This is a genomic window from Halobellus sp. EA9 (assembly GCF_051195055.1).
Taxonomy (GTDB): Archaea; Halobacteriota; Halobacteria; order Halobacteriales; family Haloferacaceae; genus Haloquadratum; species Haloquadratum rubicundus.
The window spans coordinates 258,095-274,902 of record NZ_JBNTJW010000002.1 but is presented as its reverse complement, the minus strand read 5'-3'; the positions used below and the strand labels follow the sequence as shown (position 1 = coordinate 274,902).

Annotated in this window: 17 protein-coding genes and 1 pseudogene; 7 read left to right on the top strand and 11 right to left on the bottom strand. The window is 68.7% G+C overall.

The genetic code is table 11. The features are described 5' to 3' along the window. Positions 1-51 precede the first annotated feature (51 nt). Entirely contained in the window at positions 52-1,572 is a 1,521-nt protein-coding gene (locus ACQUQ0_RS04240; RefSeq protein ID WP_435183357.1) for a phytoene desaturase family protein, read from the bottom strand. 103 nt (positions 1,573-1,675) lie between these two features. On the opposite strand from ACQUQ0_RS04240, the gene ACQUQ0_RS04235 reads away from it, so the two are divergent. Beyond that, positions 1,676-2,731 (top strand): Brp/Blh family beta-carotene 15,15'-dioxygenase, encoded by a 1,056-nt coding sequence (locus tag ACQUQ0_RS04235; RefSeq protein ID WP_435183356.1) that lies wholly within the window; start codon positions 1,676-1,678, stop codon positions 2,729-2,731. A 69-nt stretch (positions 2,732-2,800) separates the two neighbouring features. Further along, positions 2,801-3,427 carry a hypothetical protein gene (locus ACQUQ0_RS04230; protein WP_435183355.1) on the top strand — a complete coding sequence of 209 codons (627 nt, stop codon included), beginning with the start codon at positions 2,801-2,803 and terminating at the stop codon, positions 3,425-3,427. Positions 3,428-3,527: 100 nt separating this feature from the next. Here ACQUQ0_RS04230 and ACQUQ0_RS04225 read toward each other — a convergent pair whose 3' ends face one another. Further along, on the bottom strand, positions 3,528-3,851 hold the full coding sequence (locus ACQUQ0_RS04225) for an ASCH domain-containing protein (RefSeq protein WP_435183354.1): 324 nt from the start codon (positions 3,849-3,851) through the stop codon (positions 3,528-3,530). A gap of 172 nt (positions 3,852-4,023) precedes the next feature. Between ACQUQ0_RS04225 and ACQUQ0_RS04220 the strand changes: the two genes are divergently transcribed. Further along, complete coding sequence (locus ACQUQ0_RS04220; protein ID WP_435183353.1) at positions 4,024-5,148, top strand: sensor histidine kinase; 1,125 nt, start codon at positions 4,024-4,026, stop codon at positions 5,146-5,148. Positions 5,149-5,176: 28 nt separating this feature from the next. Here the strand turns inward: ACQUQ0_RS04220 and ACQUQ0_RS04215 are convergent, their stop codons facing one another. The 3 genes and pseudogenes from ACQUQ0_RS04215 to ACQUQ0_RS04205 form a co-directional block, all read right to left on the bottom strand. Continuing rightward, positions 5,177-5,692 carry a nucleic acid-binding protein gene (locus ACQUQ0_RS04215; RefSeq protein WP_435183352.1) on the bottom strand — a complete coding sequence of 172 codons (516 nt, stop codon included), beginning with the start codon at positions 5,690-5,692 and terminating at the stop codon, positions 5,177-5,179. A 23-nt stretch (positions 5,693-5,715) separates the two neighbouring features. Continuing rightward, on the bottom strand, positions 5,716-5,940 hold the full coding sequence (locus ACQUQ0_RS04210; RefSeq protein ID WP_435183351.1) for a hypothetical protein: 225 nt from the start codon (positions 5,938-5,940) through the stop codon (positions 5,716-5,718). A gap of 534 nt (positions 5,941-6,474) precedes the next feature. Continuing rightward, positions 6,475-7,110 (bottom strand): annotated as a pseudogene (locus ACQUQ0_RS04205) (IS6 family transposase). Positions 7,111-7,210: 100 nt separating this feature from the next. Between ACQUQ0_RS04205 and ACQUQ0_RS04200 the strand changes: the two are divergent. The 4 genes from ACQUQ0_RS04200 to ACQUQ0_RS04185 all read left to right on the top strand — a co-directional run bounded on the left by ACQUQ0_RS04200 (position 7,211) and on the right by ACQUQ0_RS04185 (position 10,983). Then, on the top strand, positions 7,211-7,450 hold the full coding sequence (locus ACQUQ0_RS04200; RefSeq protein ID WP_435183350.1) for a hypothetical protein: 240 nt from the start codon (positions 7,211-7,213) through the stop codon (positions 7,448-7,450). Between the two features lie 90 nt (positions 7,451-7,540). Next, the gene (locus ACQUQ0_RS04195; RefSeq protein WP_435183349.1) at positions 7,541-8,308 is read left to right on the top strand and encodes a hypothetical protein; all 768 of its coding nucleotides are present in this window, start codon (positions 7,541-7,543) and stop codon (positions 8,306-8,308) included. A gap of 96 nt (positions 8,309-8,404) precedes the next feature. After that, the gene (locus ACQUQ0_RS04190) at positions 8,405-9,673 is read left to right on the top strand and encodes a saccharopine dehydrogenase family protein (protein WP_435183348.1); all 1,269 of its coding nucleotides are present in this window, start codon (positions 8,405-8,407) and stop codon (positions 9,671-9,673) included. Positions 9,674-9,750: 77 nt separating this feature from the next. Continuing rightward, on the top strand, positions 9,751-10,983 hold the full coding sequence (locus ACQUQ0_RS04185) for an FAD-dependent oxidoreductase (protein ID WP_435183346.1): 1,233 nt from the start codon (positions 9,751-9,753) through the stop codon (positions 10,981-10,983). A 66-nt stretch (positions 10,984-11,049) separates the two neighbouring features. Here the strand turns inward: ACQUQ0_RS04185 and ACQUQ0_RS04180 are convergent, their stop codons facing one another. The 6 genes from ACQUQ0_RS04180 to ACQUQ0_RS04155 all read right to left on the bottom strand — a co-directional run bounded on the left by ACQUQ0_RS04180 (position 11,050) and on the right by ACQUQ0_RS04155 (position 16,777). Next, positions 11,050-11,304 (bottom strand): hypothetical protein, encoded by a 255-nt coding sequence (locus ACQUQ0_RS04180; RefSeq protein ID WP_435183345.1) that lies wholly within the window; start codon positions 11,302-11,304, stop codon positions 11,050-11,052. A 6-nt stretch (positions 11,305-11,310) separates the two neighbouring features. After that, positions 11,311-12,264: an SDR family NAD(P)-dependent oxidoreductase gene (locus tag ACQUQ0_RS04175; protein ID WP_435183343.1), complete on the bottom strand. Its 954-nt coding sequence runs from the start codon at positions 12,262-12,264 to the stop codon at positions 11,311-11,313. 92 nt (positions 12,265-12,356) lie between these two features. Next, positions 12,357-14,153 (bottom strand): L-aspartate oxidase, encoded by a 1,797-nt coding sequence (locus ACQUQ0_RS04170; RefSeq protein ID WP_435183342.1) that lies wholly within the window; start codon positions 14,151-14,153, stop codon positions 12,357-12,359. 401 nt (positions 14,154-14,554) lie between these two features. Next, entirely contained in the window at positions 14,555-15,163 is a 609-nt protein-coding gene (locus ACQUQ0_RS04165; RefSeq protein WP_435183341.1) for a translation initiation factor IF-2 subunit beta, read from the bottom strand. A 65-nt stretch (positions 15,164-15,228) separates the two neighbouring features. Beyond that, a complete protein-coding gene (locus tag ACQUQ0_RS04160; RefSeq protein WP_435183340.1) occupies positions 15,229-15,537 on the bottom strand; it encodes a hypothetical protein in 309 nt (102 codons plus the stop codon). A gap of 121 nt (positions 15,538-15,658) precedes the next feature. Continuing rightward, positions 15,659-16,777, bottom strand: a complete 1,119-nt coding sequence (locus tag ACQUQ0_RS04155) for a deoxyhypusine synthase (RefSeq protein ID WP_435183339.1) — start codon at positions 16,775-16,777, stop codon at positions 15,659-15,661. Positions 16,778-16,808 lie beyond the last annotated feature (31 nt).

Below are 16,808 nucleotides of genomic sequence, written 5' to 3'. Positions count from 1 at the left end.
ACGCCGCGGCTAATATGACTTATGGTAGTATATTCATAGAAATTATGCTTTTCAGTTATTTGTCGGTGGCGGTGCCTCGGCGGCGACCTCCGGGTAGTCCGCACAGACCGCCTCCGCGGCGTGCTCGCCGCTGACGAGGCACATCGGCATCCCGATGCCCGGCGCGGTGTAGGCGCCGGTGTAGTAGAGGCCGTCGAGGCCGGCCCGGTGGGCGGGGCGGAGCGGCCCGGTCTGCCGGAGCGTGTGGGCGAGCCCCATCGCCGTCCCGCGCGGGTCGTCGAACCGTGCCGCGAAGTCGTCGACGCAGGCGGACTCCTCGACGACGATCCGATCGCGGAGGTCGACGCCCGTGGTGGTCGCGAGGTCGGCGAGGATCTTTTCCGCATAGCGCTCGCGGATCTCCGGCCCGTCGTCCAGGCCGGGGGCGATCGGGACGAGCACGACGACCGCGTGGTGGCCCGCGGGGGCGACGCCGTCGTCGGTCTTCGAGGTGACAGAGAGGTAGTACGCCGGGTCCTCGGGCCAGCGGGGCTCCTCGAAGATGGCGTCGAAGTGGTCGTCCCAGTCGGTCGGGAAGACCAGCGTGTGGTGGGCGAGCGGGTCGACGTCGCCCTCGACCCCCAGATAGAGGAGGAACGCCGAGGGCGCGTACGTCCGCGACGCCCAGTAGTCGGCGTCGTAGCTCCGGGCCGTCGGCGGCAGGAGGTCCCGCTCCACGTGCGCGGGGTTGGCGTTGCTGACGACGAGTTCGGACTCGACGGGGCCGGCGTCGGTCCCGAGCACGAAGTCGCCCGCCGCGCCCGTGATCTCCGCGACGTCGACGCCGGTCTCGATCTCGACGCCTTGCTCGCGCGCCAACTCTGCGAGCGCGTCGACGACACCGGCGATGCCGCCCTCGGGGTAGAAGACGTTCAGGTTCAGGTCGACGTGGCTCATGATGCTGTACAGCGCCGGGGTGTTGTGCGGCGAGCCGCCCAGGAAGACGAGGGTGTACTGGAGCAGCTGCTTGAGCTTCGGGTGCTCGACGAACCGGGAGACGTAGTCGTCCATCGTCCCGAACAGCCGGAGGCGGGGCGCCAGGGGCAGAAGCTCCGGGTCGACGAAGTCCCGCAGGCGATCGCGCCGCTCGTAGACGACCCGGTTCATCGCCAGTTCGTAGTTCCGCTCGGCCCGGTCGAGGTACTCCCGAAGCGCCTCGCCCGCGCCCGATTCGTAGGACTCGAACACCTCGTGGACGTTCTCGCGGTCGGGGCGGATGGCGACGCTGTCGCCGTCCTTCCAGAACACCCGGTACTGGGGATCGAGCCGTTCGAGGGCGTAGTAGTCGGTCGGCTCGCGGTCGAAGTGCCCGAAGAAGCGCTCGAAGGCGTCGGGCATCAGGTACCACGACGGGCCGGTGTCGAACCGGAACCCCTCGCGTTCGAGGACGCCGGCGTGGCCGCCGAGCCGGTCGTGCCGTTCGAGCACGCGGACGTCGGCGCCGGCCGCGCCGAGGTACGCGGCCGCCGCGAGCCCGCCGAATCCGCCGCCGACGACCGTCACGGTCGCGTCGTCCGGGAGGCGGTGTGACATACGAGACGGCAGGGACGCGACGCCCTTGCGCTCCGACCGCCGTTTTCAGTCGACTGGAATCGCGTCGGTCGTTTATGTGTGCCACGTCCTAACGTCCCGACTGATGAGCGCGATCGGCCTCCGTTCGGTGCGGCGGCGGTTTCTGCACAGCGACGCGCACCCGTCCCTCGCCCTCTCCCGGCTGTCGCTCCTCGCGTTGCTCGTCGCCTTCGCGGGCGCGAGCGCGGCCGGGATCGCGGTCCCGTTCGAGGCACAGATGGTGGTGTACCTCGTGGGGATGGTCGCGCTGAACCTCCCGCACGGCGGCTACGAGCACTTCGAGAACCTCCGGCAACGACGCCCCTCGTTCCGGTGGCGGTACGTCGCCGCCTACCTGGCCCTCATCGCGGGCTTCGTCGCCCTCCTGCTCGCGGCCCCGGTGGCGGGCGTCGCGCTCGCGATCGGCGTCGCGATGGCGAAGGGCGGCCTCGGCGGGCTGTCGGTCCTGGACGCCACTTCCGGGACCGACCACCTGCAGACGCGGCCGCAGCGCCTGCTCGCCGCGGGCGTCCGCGGCGGGGCCGTGATGCTCGTCCCGCTGGTGTTCCACCCGGGGACCTTCCGCACCTTCAGCGCGCTGATGGTCGGCCTCGTCGAGCCCGGCGGGCTCGCGCCCTACGCCGAGCACTTCGGGACGACCCGGGCGCTCGCCGCGGGCGGCTACGGCCTCGCGCTCGCGGCCCACGTCGGCCTCGGGTACGTCCGCGGCGGCGGGCGGTCGTGGCTCGTCGACGCCGGCGAGAGCCTGCTCCTGGCGTCGTACTTCGCGGTCGTGCCCGTCCTCGTCGCCGTCGGGCTCTACTTCCCGTTCTGGTACTCGGCCAGACAGGTCGCCCGGACGGTCACGGTCGGCGACGACGACGTCGGCGATCCCGAGTGGGACCTCGTCGGCGACTCGCGGGTGGCGCTCCGGGCCTGGGGCGTGCTCGTCGTGGGCGCGTTCGCGACGTTCGCGGTGCTGGCGGCGGTCTACTGGCTCGTCCCGAATCCCCTGGGGAACAGCGGCCTCCTCCCGGGCGCGGTGGCGTTCTGGAGCGTCTTCATCAGCGTCGTCGCCCTGCCGCACGTCGTGATCGGCTCGCTCCTCGACACCGAGCGCGGGATCTGGTACGTGCCCTGAGGAGCGCGACGGCGACGTCGCCGCCGCGCCGGCCGACGCGTTCACTACCGTCCGGCCCCTACCCCGCCCGTGCCCGATTCCCCGACCGTCGAGACCGCGCCGTGGGCGAAGACGGACGAGTGGACCGAGACGGCCTTCGAGAACCGATTCGTCACCGTGCTGTCGACGAACGCGGTCTACGAGGACCCCGCGTTCCTCGACCGCGTCGGGGCGCTGCTCCCCGACGGCGTCGACCAGTCCCCGCGGGCGGTCTTCACGACCGGCCTCTCATTCGACCCGCCGCCGCCCGGCGACAGGACGCCCGAGCGACTGCTCTCGGTCGCGGCGAAGTACGCGAGCCGGGAGTTCGAGACGAGCCTCGCCGAGGACGGCCTGCGGGACGTCCGCCTGACCGACTCCCAGGACCTCCGGCTCCACGGCCGCCGGACGGCGAAGGCGTTCCAGTACGACGCCGCGTACCCGCTCGACCCCGACGCCGTCGGGGCCCCGGGCGCGGAGCCGACGCTCGCGGTGCGCGTGTGGGCCGCGATCTGGCCGACCGCCGACGCCTTCGCGATGGCCGGCGGGATCTACCCGCTTGAGGACCTCGCGGATGCCGTCTCCCGGGTCGGCGGGGAGACGGAGGCGACGATCGAGGCCCGACCCGGCGGCGACCGCCGCGAGGTGCTCGATCGGATCCGCGAGGCCGCGACATAGGCGTCCGGCTCCGCGACGATTCATACTGTCGGACACAAGTCTGTGAAGAATTTCGCCGCCCTGGGCGGCGAATATCTTGAAACAGTTGTGTCCGACAGTATCAGTCCCGCCGCTCGAACCGATACGTGAGCACCTCGTCGCTGTCGTCCCACTCGAAGTCGCCGGGGTGGACCCGCTCCATTCGGCGCTTGTACGCCTCCAGGGACTCCGAGCCCTCCCGGCGGGCGTCGGCGTCGGTGAAGTCGCCGAGCGTCCGCCGCTCGACGCTCGTCACCTCGAACGTCGCGCCGCCGAGTTCGAAGGTGTCGCCCTCGCCGGCGTAGCGGTTGCTCGCGCCGCGCGTCAACTGCGACACGTCGCCGTCGAGCACGGACTGCTGGACGCGGTCGTTCGGCAGGAGGTCGTCGGGGTCGATTTCGGCCATAGCGGGCCGTAGGGGCGGCCGGCCAAAAGACCCGTCGGCTGTCGTGTGGTTCCATACTGTCTATTGTCACCGTTTGCCGCTGGTTCGCCACCCCGTTCCGGCGAACCGGCGGTAGTGGCTGGTAATGGACATTATCAAGTGGTGACCCGAACAACGGCCGGTATCCACGCAGATGAGCACCGACACGCCGGAGGGGACGGGAGGGAGACTGCCGAGGCTCGCGCGGGCGGCGCAGTACCGACCGCCGCTGCTGCTCGTCGCCGGGTGGGGGGCGCTGACGGGCGTCGCCCTGAGCCAGGCGGTCGTCGACCCCGAGCCGCCGGCGGTCCAGGTCTTCGAGATCGGCGTGCCGCTGTTGCTCCTCCTGCCGATCGGCTACGCGGTCCGGTACGTCGGCGGGTCCGAGCGCGCGACCGAGCGACAGTCGCGGATCCTGCTCGTGGCCTCTCTCTTCGCGGTGATCGGAGCCGGCGTCGTGTTCCTCACCTACCTGTCCGCCCTGGCCGACGGGGTCCGGTCCCACGAGCTGCTGTTTCCGATCCTGACCGGCGCCGCGACCGGGGCGAGCGTCGGCAGCCTCGCCGGGGTCAACTACGACCAGGTCCGGGAGACCCGAGCCGAACTCGAAGCGGAGCTCCGGCGGGGCCGTCGCCTCAATCAGCGCCTGACCGTCGTCAACCGCGTGCTGCGGCACAACGTCCGCAACACGCTGGCGCTCGTCTTCGGCCTGCTCGATCAGGTCCTCGACGGGGCCGACGACACCGAGGACACCGCTCGGCTCCGACGCGCGCGGAGCGCGCTGGAGACGCTCCACTCGAACACCGAGAACGCGCTCCACGTCGAGCACCTCTGGGACAGAGAGACCGAGACGGTGCTGACCGACCTCGAACCGATGCTCGCGACGGCCTGCGAGCGCGTCCTCGAGGAGGCCCCCGCGGCGACGATCGACGTCTCGGCGCCGTCGAGCGTCCGGGTCCGGGCGCATCCGCTGCTCCCGGTGGCGCTCGAAGAGACACTCGAAAACGCGGTCGAACACAACGACGCTGAGGCCCTGACCGTCGAGGTCGCCGTCACGCGCGGCGACGAGTGGGCCACGATCACGGTCGCAGACGACGGGAGCGGGATCCCGGAGTCGGAGATCGAGGCGCTCGGCCTCGACGAGGAGACGCCGCTGCAGCACGCGAGCGGCGTCGGCCTCTGGGTCATCAAGTGGGTCGCGGAGGCCTCCGACGGCGAATGGGCGATCCGCTCGACCGACGACGGGACGACGGTCGAACTGCGGATTCCGCGGGAGTGAAGACCCTCATCCGAGAATCCCGGTCTGTTCACCGCGCTCGCTGACTCTCTGAGACGCCTATGAATCGTGCTCGTTCCGGTGGTCGTAGCATCCGGATGCCGCGCTCGACGACAGCCTCGGACACGAAGAGGCTCGTCTCTCGCTGGAGCGCCCGCATACGCGATGCCGCGTCGTCCCGGTCCAGTAACCCACGGCTGTACCCGAGTGCGACGACACCGATCGAGCCGTGTACGTCGATGCCGTCCGCCGACGCCGAGTCCCGGGCGGCGAGATCGTCCGTCGGGAGAACGATCTCACGGTCCCTGGCGACGGCGATTGCGGCGCGTTCACCCGGATCCAGTTCGTCGGAGTCGACGCTGCTCTCCTCGGCGTCGACGAGGTCGTACGAGAGATCCGAGATCCCGTCCGGAAGACCGCCTCGTTCGATCTCGTCGTAGACCGTCTCCGGGATCAGGAGCGTCTCAAACGCCGACAGGAGAGCTAGCGAATCGATTTCGGCGAGGTGAATGAGCGATCCCGCGTCCGAGACGGCAGCGAGCGTCACGCATTCAACGCCCAGTCTACGTCTTACTCGACGAGGTCGCGCTCCCGCTCTGCACGTTCGACTTTCGCCCGGCCGACGCGTTCGACGGCCTCCTCGCGGTCGACCTCGCCGTCGAGGTACTGGGCGAGCACGAGGTCTTCCCACAGGTCTTCGAGTCCGCGTTCGAGCGCTCGTTCGAACACCTCGGACTCCGGAAGATCGCGAGCCTCCGCTATCTCACGGACCCGGTCGGAAATCTCGGCGGCCATACCGACCGATTGCTTGGCGACGGTCTTAAATCCGTGTCTGCCCGCTCACTGGGGGCTGACCGAACTGTTTCGGGCTACGACAGGAGTTCCTCGGCTACGTCGATCGTCAAAAATGCCGGCCTCGGCACTCACGACTCACAATCTATCCATAGTGAATGTGTTTAGCGGGGCTATAGACGCCGCTCAATCCGTAATCCGTTCACTCTCTCTTGCTACTCCGGCACTTCGGACGCCCCCTCCGTCAACCGGCCATCGGCCCGTCACGCGGTCACGACTCCCGGGTGTTCTTCCACGCCGGGTAGAACTCCAGTACGGCGATTGCGCTAATCACGACGCCGGCGAGGAGCATCAGCATATCCGAGTTCGTGTCGTTCATACCCGTACTCGGTGTCGTAGCTACGAAACGGTTTGGCAAGGGTCCGGCCGTTCGCGGCCGTGGGACCCCCGTAGACGGAACGGCCAGATGTCCGAGATGTCCGCCCGGAGCGCGGCGACGCCAATCCCGCAGAACCGCCGTCTCTGACACGGTAGTGTTCAGATAAGCTGGTTCCATGCGAAGGCGAACGCTTGCAGCCAATTTTCGACGGTGTTTGCTTCGGCGTGGCTGAAACAGTTTGAGAACTAGTTGGTTCGGCGTTTTAGTTCTCGAAGCACACGTTCGACGCTGTTCCGATTACCATGTTTTTCCTATCTGTAATCGAGGCTGTGGCGGTGGAGAGCTGCTTGCAGCCACGGTGCTGAATCGACGAGAAAGACTGCATCATCGACGAGATGTTTGTCGCGGAGTTCGGCGAGGAACATCTCGGTAATCGCTTGATTTCTCGCCGGAGAGAGCTTGATGTGCAGCAAGCGGTTCGTGTCGGAATCGACAGCAGCGTACAGCCAGAACCGTTCGTCGTTGAGCTGGATCACGGTTTCGTCAACCGCGACGTGATCCGGATCAGCGCCATCGGTCGGCTGTAGATCGGCCTTCTGCACCCAGTTGTGAACGGTCGTTCGGCAGCGTTCGACACCCAACCTATATAAAATCGAAATTGTATACAAAAGTGATGGTCAAGCCAGATGGAGTCGGATACCAAGCTTCATCGCAGGCTCGGGTGTCGCCTCTCGCTCCAGAAAATCTAATTCGAAGCAATCGCTACCTTCGTTGAGGCGGGCGATTTCGAGCATGAACCACTCAAAGATCGTTCCGCCTCACTCTTCATCCTTATCTGAACACCGCCTCTGACACGAGGACAAGTGCTATCCCTGTACAGCCCCAACGGTTGTTATGAGTCAGTCAGATAATGAGACGGCTGTCGAAACCGTGGATGGAGTCGGAACTGATGGCCTCAGTCCTGCCGTGCTGGCGTCGGTCGGGTCGGTCGCCCTCGCGCTGTACTTCTACTACGTGAGCGGCGACAAACAGCGCGGTCAGTTCGTCGGGCTCTGGCCCGTCACGATTCTCGGCCTCGCCTCGTACTTCAAACTGGAAGAAATCAAGCAACTGCTGGCCGGAAGCGACGAGTAAGCCGACCGCCCCATTCGGCGGAATCCTACGCCGGAGCCACGTCGGTTCCGGTTTAGGAACTCTTGTGGCCGTAGGAGTCTGATTCAGTATATGAGTATCCACGAGGAGAATTACCACGAGAACGCCGTCGCCGCCATCGCCGACCGGCGGTACGAGGCGGCGGGCAACGCCCTCGCGCGGGCCGGGTGGACGACACTCGCAGAGCCACGTCCTGGGCAGGACCCCTTCGACGCCGACGAGAAGGGCTGGGTCGGAGACGGGGTTACCCACCTGCTGACGAGCGCCATCTGTTACCGCGTCGCCGGTCGCCCGGACCGGGCCGCCAGTCGGGGTACCGAGGCCGGGGCGGTTGCGACCGACCTCAAGACGGCGCTTTCCCATCCCACACAACAGGCCTGCCTCTCGGAGTTGGTCGCCGATGCGCGACTCGTCGGCGGGTCGGACGACGCCGCCGAGGCGTACGAGGACGCCGCTGACGCCTACCGCGAGGCCACCGAGTCGGTCGACGACCCGCACGACTGGAGCACGACGCCGCTGTTCGTGGCGGCCGCGACGCCGCTCCAGCAGGTCGCGCGAAGCACCGCGAACGGGGAAATCGCCGTCTCGTGGGAGGACCTCCACGGGTCCGACCCGTCCGCACCGGGCCGGTTCCTCGCCCACAGGGCGACGTTCAAACGCCAGCGGTTCCCCACCCTGCTCGACGCGGTGGTCACGGAGGGCTACCTCGCCGCGCCACGCGGGACGACGGAGTACAACAATGCGAGCTATCAGTGTCCCCGGTGTGGGTCGACCGACGTCAACTGGGTCGCCGAGAACGTTCTCTGCCTGCGGTGTTCCACGCCGAGCGAGCGTAAGTAACCGCTTCCGTCGCGTCCGTTCGTCCCCGGTACGCTCCGGCGCGTTCGGGGGAGACGAACCTGTCACCTTAGACCCCGGAGCCCCTACACCGGAGAAATGGCCGACACCGAGCGACAGTACGACATCGTCGTCTGGGGTGCCACGGGCGTCGCCGGCCGCCTCGTCGCCGAGTACCTCACCGAGCAGTACGACTCCGACGTTGTCGCACTGGCGATTGCCGGCCGGAACGAGGAGCGCCTCGACTCGCTGGCAACCGACCTCACCGCGGGCACCGAGTGGGACGACGTGCCGATACTCCTCGGCGACGCGACCGACCCGGAGAGCCTTCGGGCGATGGCCGAACGCACGGCGGTCGTCTGTACGACCGTCGGGCCGTACACGGCGTACGGCACGCCGCTGGTCGAGGCGTGCATCGACGCCGGAACCGACTACTGCGACCTGACCGGCGAGGTGAACTGGATTCGCGAGACGGTCGACCGGTTCCACGACGCCGCGGTCGAGGCGGAGACGCGCATCGTTCACAGTTGCGGGTTCGACTCCGTGCCCGCGGACATCGGGACCGCACTCGTCCAGTCGTTCGCCCGCGAGGAGTTCGGTGCCCCCTGCGAGACGGTCCGCATCTACGTCGAGGACGGCAGCGGGGGTGTCAGCGGCGGCACGCTGGCCAGTTTCGGCGAACTGTTCGAGGCAGCCGCCGATGACCCGGCGGTTCGGCGGGCGCTGGCGAACCCGTACTCGCTGGCCCCACCGGGCGAGCGTGAGGGCGTCGACCCCGGCGAACAGCGACGGCCCCGGAAGGATTCGCTTCGGGGCGGGTGGACGGCACCGTCGCCGATGGCTCCCGTCAACGAACGCGTCGTCAGGCGGAGCAACGCCCTCCTGCACTATCCGTGGGGGCGGGAGTTCCGCTGTTCGGAGGTGATTCCCACCGGGCGCGGCCTCAGGGGTGCGGCGACGGCAGGGGCGGTTGCCGGGGGTCTCGGCCTGTTCTCGGCGGCGATGGCCGTCGGCCCGCTCCGGTCGGGCATCCAGGAGTACGTCTTCCCCGACCCCGGCGAGGGACCGACGAGCGAGGAGACCGAACAGGGGTACTTCACGGTCCGGGTGCTCGGCCGCCGGACGGCCGACGACGACCCCTTCACCGTCGAGGCGGAGTTCGGGGCCGACTGGGGGCCGGGGTACGGCGCAACGGCCCGGATGCTGGGCGAGGCCGGGATGTGCCTGCTGGAGGACGACACCGACTCGCCGCTCTCCGGGGGCGTGTTGACCCCCGCCTCGGCAATCGGGACGCCGCTGGCCGACCGCCTGCGAGCGGTGGGGTTCACCGCGATCGTGAGCGAGGCGACAGGGGCGGGAAGCGAGTGAGCGCAACCCGCGTCAACACCGTTCCGACGGCGTGTCACGTCCGGTAGAGGAATACGTGCGGAGCCAAACTGATACCTATGTCTACAGATACCACGGTGCTGGTCGTTGGTGGCGGCGCGACCGGCGCTGGCGTCGCCCGCGACCTCGCACTCCGTGGCGTCGACGTCACCCTCGTCGACCGTGACGGGCTGGGTGGCGGGACCTCGGGGCGGTCCCACGGACTGCTGCACAGCGGCGCGCGGTACGCCGAGTCCGACCTGGTCGGCGCTGAGGAGTGCATCGAGGAGAACCGGATACTCAAGGATATCGCGGGCGACTGCATCCGGGACACCGGCGGACTGTTCCTCCAACTCGCCGCCGACGACCCGGCGTACTTCGAGGAGAAACTCGACGCCTGCGAGGCGGCCGGCATCGAGACGAAGGTACTAGACGCGACAGCGGTCAAAGAACTCGTCCCGGCGGTCACGGACGCCGTCGAGCGGGCCATCCGCGTCCCGGACGGGGTCATCTACCCGTCCCGACTGGTCGCCGCCAACGCCGCCGACGCGGCGGCCCACGGGGCGACCGTCCACCCGGACGCGCCGCTGACCGACCTGACGCTCCGGGACGGCGACGTCCAGCGCGCTCACCTCGGCGGGGAGGCGTCGCAGACGCTGGACCCGGAGCACGTGGTCAACGCGGCCGGCGCGTGGGCGGGCCAAGTCGCGTCGATGGCCGACCTCCAGGTCGACATGGCCCCGGCGCGGGGCGTGATGGTCTCGGTCGATTACGACTCGCTCGGGCCGGTCCTGAACCGGTGTCGGGCCCCCGACGACGGCGACATCGTGGTCCCCCACGAGAGCGAGGCGGTGCTCGGGACGACGAGCGTGCCGTCGCCGGACCCCGACGACTACGAGCGCGCCGACTGGGAGGTCCAGACCTGCATCGACGAGTGTGCGGCGATGCTCCCGGCGGTTGCCGACGCGAGCGTCGAGCGCACCTGGTGGGGCGTCCGCCCGCTCTACGCCCCCGACGAGGCCGAGGCCGACCGCCGTTCCATCTCGCGTGGCTTCGTCCACCTCGACCACGCCGACGACGGGGTTGGGAACATGGCGACCATCATCGGCGGAAAGCTGACGACCTACCGGCAGATGGCCGCGGCGACGGCCGACCTCGTCTGTGAGCGCCTCGGCGTCGAGGCGACCTGCGAGACGGCCGAGCAGAGGCTTCCCGGCGCTGACGACGCCGACCAACTGGACCGATACGTCGCCCGGTACGACGGGCAGGGACCGACTGACCAGGACGTGGTCGCGTCCCCCTCGGACCCGTAACGCGGTTCAACCGGCGGGCCCACACAGCCTCCGCCGAATCGAGAACGCGGTCGCCGGCTTCTTGGACTACGGCGTGTTGCCGCCGTGCTCGCGGTACCAGACGCGTTCACCGACGGGCGACTCTCCCTCCTCAATATCCAGCCGACTCACGAACAGGTCGCGAACGGCGAGCGTGACGACGAGGTCTATCGCCTCACCGGCCTCGGGGGTGACCGTGACGACACAGTGACCGTCCTGCTCCGCAACCGACGCGATACGCCCGACCGACCACCGGTCGCGGTGGTGAGCGGGTTCCCGTGCGTGAATACGGTCGTGATTCACGGGGAATCAGGGCTCGCTCGGGTCCGTTCCCTCGTCGGCCGCGATAGGGTTCTGGTCGCGTTTTGCCAGTGGCTCCTCGATGTCGAGCATCCTCGCGCTCTCGGTCCAGAGTCGTCGCGCGGCCTCGCCGTCCCGGGCGGCCGCGGAGGGTGTGCGCGCCTGCTGGCCGAAGAAGTACCGTCCGGATACCTCCGCAGTGCGTGGGGAGACGCCGACGAACAGGATTTCCGCGGCCCCGTCGGCGACGGACGTGACCCCGGGAAGCGCTTCGAGTCGCTGGAACAGGCCCGGAAGGGGGCCGGGGAGGAACCGAGCGAACCCACTCCCGGGAATCGCGCCCGGATGGATACTGTTGGAGGTAACCTCCCGGCCGGCCACGTCGAGTCGTCGAGCGAGTTCCCGGGCGAAAAGTACGTTCGCGAGCTTCGAGTGACTGTAGGCCGTAAACCCGGTGTAAGGGTCCGAGCCCTGCACCCGCTCCAGATTCAGCGAGGCCCCCTTGTGAGCGCCGGAGGCAGTCGTGACGACCCGAGCCCCCTCGGAGAGCTGGTCGAGCAGGTCGGCCGTCAGGAGGTACGGCGACAGATGGTTGACGTGGAACGTGTACTCGATGCCGGCGTCGGTCAGCCGCCCGTCCCGAAACAGGCCGCCGGCGTTGTTGACGAGGAGGTCGAGGCCCTCGGTCTCCTCGCGCACGGCGGCCGCGAGGTCCCGGACCGCGTCGACATCCGCGAAGTCCGCCTGCACGAACGTCGCGTCCGCACCGGTTCCGGCGAGTTCCTCGACGACCGCCGCGCCGGCCTCGGGGTCGCGGCCGTGGACGATAACGTCCGCACCGAGTCGCCCGAGGGCGAGCGCCGCGGCGCGGCCGATGCCGCTGGTCGACCCCGTGACCAATGCCTGCAGTCCGGTACAGTCGACCTCGGACACGCCCGCGAGACGTTCTGGGTGTTCACTCATTACCAGTGACAGGGGCCCGACGGTCAAAACACCCCGACCTCGAGCCGGAGGACTTCGGGTCGCCGGGCGCTCTCGACGGTGTTCTCGGCTGACTACTCGAGTTGGTGGTAGTCCAGTTCGTGTCCCTCGTCGAGCGCGGCTTGTACGGTCTCGCTGGGCGTTCCGACCGTCTCGGTGTGCGTGGACATCCCGCCGACGTCGGCCCGTTCGTAGTAGATGTTCCGCCGCCAGTCCGGGTCGGTGTCGGGGTAGTCGGTCCGGTAGTGTGCCCCTCGGGATTCCGTCCGCTGGAGGGCCCCGCGCAGGACGGCCTCCGCAGTCGTCAGCATGAACCCAAGGTCGACGGCGAACTCGAAGGAGTCGCTCGTAATCGGGCCGACATCGAGGTCCGAGACCCGGTCCCGCAGTGTGTCGAGTTCGCGGAGTCCGGCCCGCAGGGAGTCCTCGTCGCGGAGGATGCCGGCGTGCTCCCACAGCAGGTTCTGCAGGCCGGTGAACACGCTGCTGACCTCGTGGGTGCCGTCACGCCCTGCCAGCGCCGCGAGGTCACGCAGCTGCGGTTTCGCGTAGTCGTCGACGACGTGGTCCGGAAGCCGACCCGGCCCGTCGACACGCTGGGCGATTCGTTCCCCGGCGACGGCCCCGAACGCGACGGTTTCGGCGAGTGAGTTGCCGCCCAAGCGGTTCGCGCCGTGGACGCCCGCCATCGTCTCGCCGATGGCGAACAGGCCGTCGACGCTCGTCTCGCCGTGTTCGTCGACGGCGACGCCGCCCATGCCGTAGTGGGCCGTCGGCGCGACTTCGACCGGTTCGGACGCCATATCCACCCCGAGGTCATCGAACCGCTCGTACATCCTCGGGAGGCGTTCGCGGATGAACGACCGGCTCTTGTGTGAGAGGTCGAGGGAGACGCCGCCGTTCTCGGTGCCCCGGCCCTCGGCGACTTCCTGTGCGATGGCGCGGGCGACCACGTCGCGGGCGTCGAGTTCCATCTGGTCCGGGGAGTACCGCTCCATAAACCGCTCGCCCTCCGCGTTGTAGAGGTGGCCCCCCTCGCCGCGGACCGCCTCTGTAACGAGGCGGCCGCTCCAGGGCTCCCACTCGGGGTCGTCCTCGTCGACGGCCATCCCCGTCGGGTGGAACTGGACGAACTCCATATCCATCAGGGCCGCGCCGGCGTCGTAAGCCAGCGCCGGCCCGTCGCCGTTGTTCTCGTCGTCCCTCGACGTGTGGCGGTTGTAGATCGCCGCGTACCCCCCGGCCGCGAGGACGACCGTTCCGGCGTTGATGAGCAGGTAGTCGCCGGTGTCCGCGTCGAACCCGACTGCCCCGTACACTCGGTCGCCGTCCGCGAGCAGGGTCGTAATCATCACGTTCTCGCGGTAGGGGACCGATAGCTCCTGTGCCCGGTCCACCAGCGTGTTCAGCATCGACTCGCCGGTGTGGTCGCCGGCGAACGCAGTCCGCCGGAACGACTGGGCACCGAAGAAGCGCTGGTCGAGTTCGCCGTCCTCGGTCCGGGAGAACGCCATCCCCCAGTCGTCGAGTTCCCGGAGCAGTCCGGGCATCCGCTTCGTGACGGTCTGGACCTTTCCGGGGTCGTTGAGGAAGTGCCCCTCGTTGAGCGTGTCCGCGGCGTGAATCGCCCACGAGTCCTCCGGGTCGTGGGTCCCGAGAGCGCCGTTGATACCGCCGCGGGCCCACGTCGTGTGGGCGTCGCCGTGGCTCCGTTTGCCGAGCACCAACACGTCGTCAACCCCGCGCTCGGCGAGTTCGATGGCGGCGCGGGCGCCCGCCGCGCCAGCCCCGATTACGAGAACCGATACGTCGACGCTGTCGTACTCGGGAATGCCGGCACGGGCACTCCCGGTTTTCGGTGAATCACGCACACTAGGGGGAAGGTGCCAGAGACCGATAGGGGTTGCGCGCGTGCGCGCGAGGCGCACCGCTGGTTCCGTAGGCTGGGGACGATTCCCGACTGCTTACAGCGAGCGTTCCCGTGCCTGTTGGAGAGACGTAACGGGACAGACATAGACGGAGGACGACATATCCATCTGACTACTTAGAGTGACTCTCTTCGGCCTGAACCGTCGACTCTCCCCTCAGTGGGTGGCAGAGGCGATTGCGCAACGTTCAGTTCGCTTCGCGGATATTGGCGCGGAAAGCTGGCCTCGGCACTCATAGGGCTCGTCGTCGTCGAGCGCCACCCCGACTCGGAGCGGTGCCGTCGTCATCGGCCGTCCGAAGCGAGGGCGGCGACTCAAAAGAGCGTTGCGAGCGTGGCGGAGCGTCAGACCACGCGAGCGAACGCGAGGGTGCCACTCGTGCGCTCGATGAGCGCGCGGACGGTCTGGCCCTCCTGCGCGCCGGAGACGAAGATCGTGTATTTGCCCTTCTCGGCGACGCCGTCGCCCTTCCGGCCCGTGCCGGTGATCTCCAGTTCGTAGGTCGTCCCCTCCTCGACGGCGGGGCCCGACGACGACTGGGTCTTGGCGGCGCGCTTGGCGACCGGGCGGAACGCCCCGCAGGCCTCACAGCGCAGCATATCGACGCCGTCCTCGGTCACGAGGCGGGTGTCGGGGAGGCCGCACTCGGTACAGGTGACGTACTCGGCGACGTACTCGTCGATGGCGGCCTGGAAGTCCGCGACGGTGAACGAGCCGTTGTAGCGCGCGCGGTCGCCGTTGAACTGGCCGTTTGTGCCGAGTTCGCGCTGGACGTTCCGGTGGACGTGCTCGGCGTCGCGGCCGAGGGCGTCGGCGATCTCGCCGAGGTTCGTCAGCCGGGTGAACGCCCCGTCGGTCTCGCCCGCGGGATCGGGGACGTCGAGACGGGACTCCTCTTCGTTTCGCTCCGGGAGCGCGTCGATCGCCCTGTCGAGAGAATCAGCGTAGTTCATACCACACAGAACCGCCGGGGATGTATAGCCGTTCCGTGTGTCGCGTTCGCGAGCGACAATCGACGCTACTCGTCGCCCGGCGAGATGACGACGAGGTTCGACTCGTCGACGAGGTTCGCCAGCCGATCGGTGGCGCGCGGTTCGAACTGGCGCTGGCAGCGCTGCGTCCAGGAGTCAGTCCCGGAATCGGGGTCGGCCGAGCGCGGCTCCGGTGCCGCTCCGGAAGCGGGGGCCTCCGGTGAGGTCGTCGTCGACGGTTCGGGCGTCGTCGACGGCGCGTCGGCCGTCGAGGCGGCGGACGGACGCGTCTCGGTGTCGTCTTCGGTCGGTCGATCGGTGCGGTTCGGGCGTGCGTGTTCGACGTTCGTGCTCACGGGCGGTGGGATCGGATCGGGCGGTCGTACGGCGGTACACGGCTCGGAGAAGGATTACTCGTGTACGCGTACGACGGGCATACGACGACCGACGCCCCAGTATATAATAAATGTTTATGATCTACTCGCCGGCGCGCTCGCGGGCCGCGGCGACGACGAGCGGCAGCGTGACCGTGGCGTCGGCGACGACCGTGACGTTCCGGGCGGACTTCTCCAGTTTGCCCCACGATCGGGCCTCGTCGAGCGTCGCGCCCGAGAGGCCGCCAGTGCGGTGGGAGTCCATCGTCAGCTGGACCGCGTAGTCGTAGGCGTCCGGGATGGTCAGCATCGTCTGGAGGACGTAGTTCTTCGGAACGCCGCCGCCGACGAGCATCGCGCCAGCGCGCTCGGCCTCGAACGCGAGGTCCGAGAGGTGGGACATGTCTTCGAGGGCGTTCAGGCCGAACTCGGAGGTCTGCGAGTAGATCCACGCCTGGATCCCCAGCACCGAGTCCTGGATCGCCGGGCAGTAGATCGGCACGTCGTGCTCGTAGGCGGCCGCGGCGATGCCGGCGTCCTCCTCGACGTCGCGCTCGCGGTTCTGCTCGGCGTTCGCCCGGCCGAGTTCGGCGGTGAACTCCTGGATCGAGACGCGGCGCTCGACGGCCGGAAAGACGTTGTCGCGGAGGTGCGACTCGAACAGCGCGAAGTGCTCCTGGGGGAGGTAGACGTTGTAGATCCGGTCGACGCCCTCGTCGCGGAGGTGCTCGTCGTGGTCCCGCGCCGTCTCGCCGGTCGGCTCCGCGTCGGGGTTCGCGGGGTGAGGGTCGTGCGGCTCCGCGCGGCCGTGGTGGTGTTTGCCGCCGATCGCCTCGATGGCGTCGTGGGTGAGGTTCGCCCCGGTCGTCACCAGGACGTCGATGTGGCCGTCGCGGATCAGGTCGACGACGACCTGCCGCATCCCGGCCGGGACCATCGCGCCCGCGAGCCCGAAGAAGTTCGTCACGTCCTCGTCGGCGAGCATCTCGGCGTAGACGTCGACCGCCTCGTCGACGGTGGCCGCGCCGATGCCCGCCTTGCCGTACTCGTCGGCGAGCTCGCCGACGGACATCCCGCCGCGGACCCGCGCGTGACCGATCGGCGCCTCGTGGAACTCCTCGCGGTGGGACTCCGGCGCGTCGTCGGCGCCGTGCGGTTCGGCGTCGTGCGACTCGGCGTCGTCGGGACCCTCGCCGTCCGGACCGTGGTGCTCGTCGCTCATAGTGCTGCTGGACGGGCCGAGCGGTTATGTC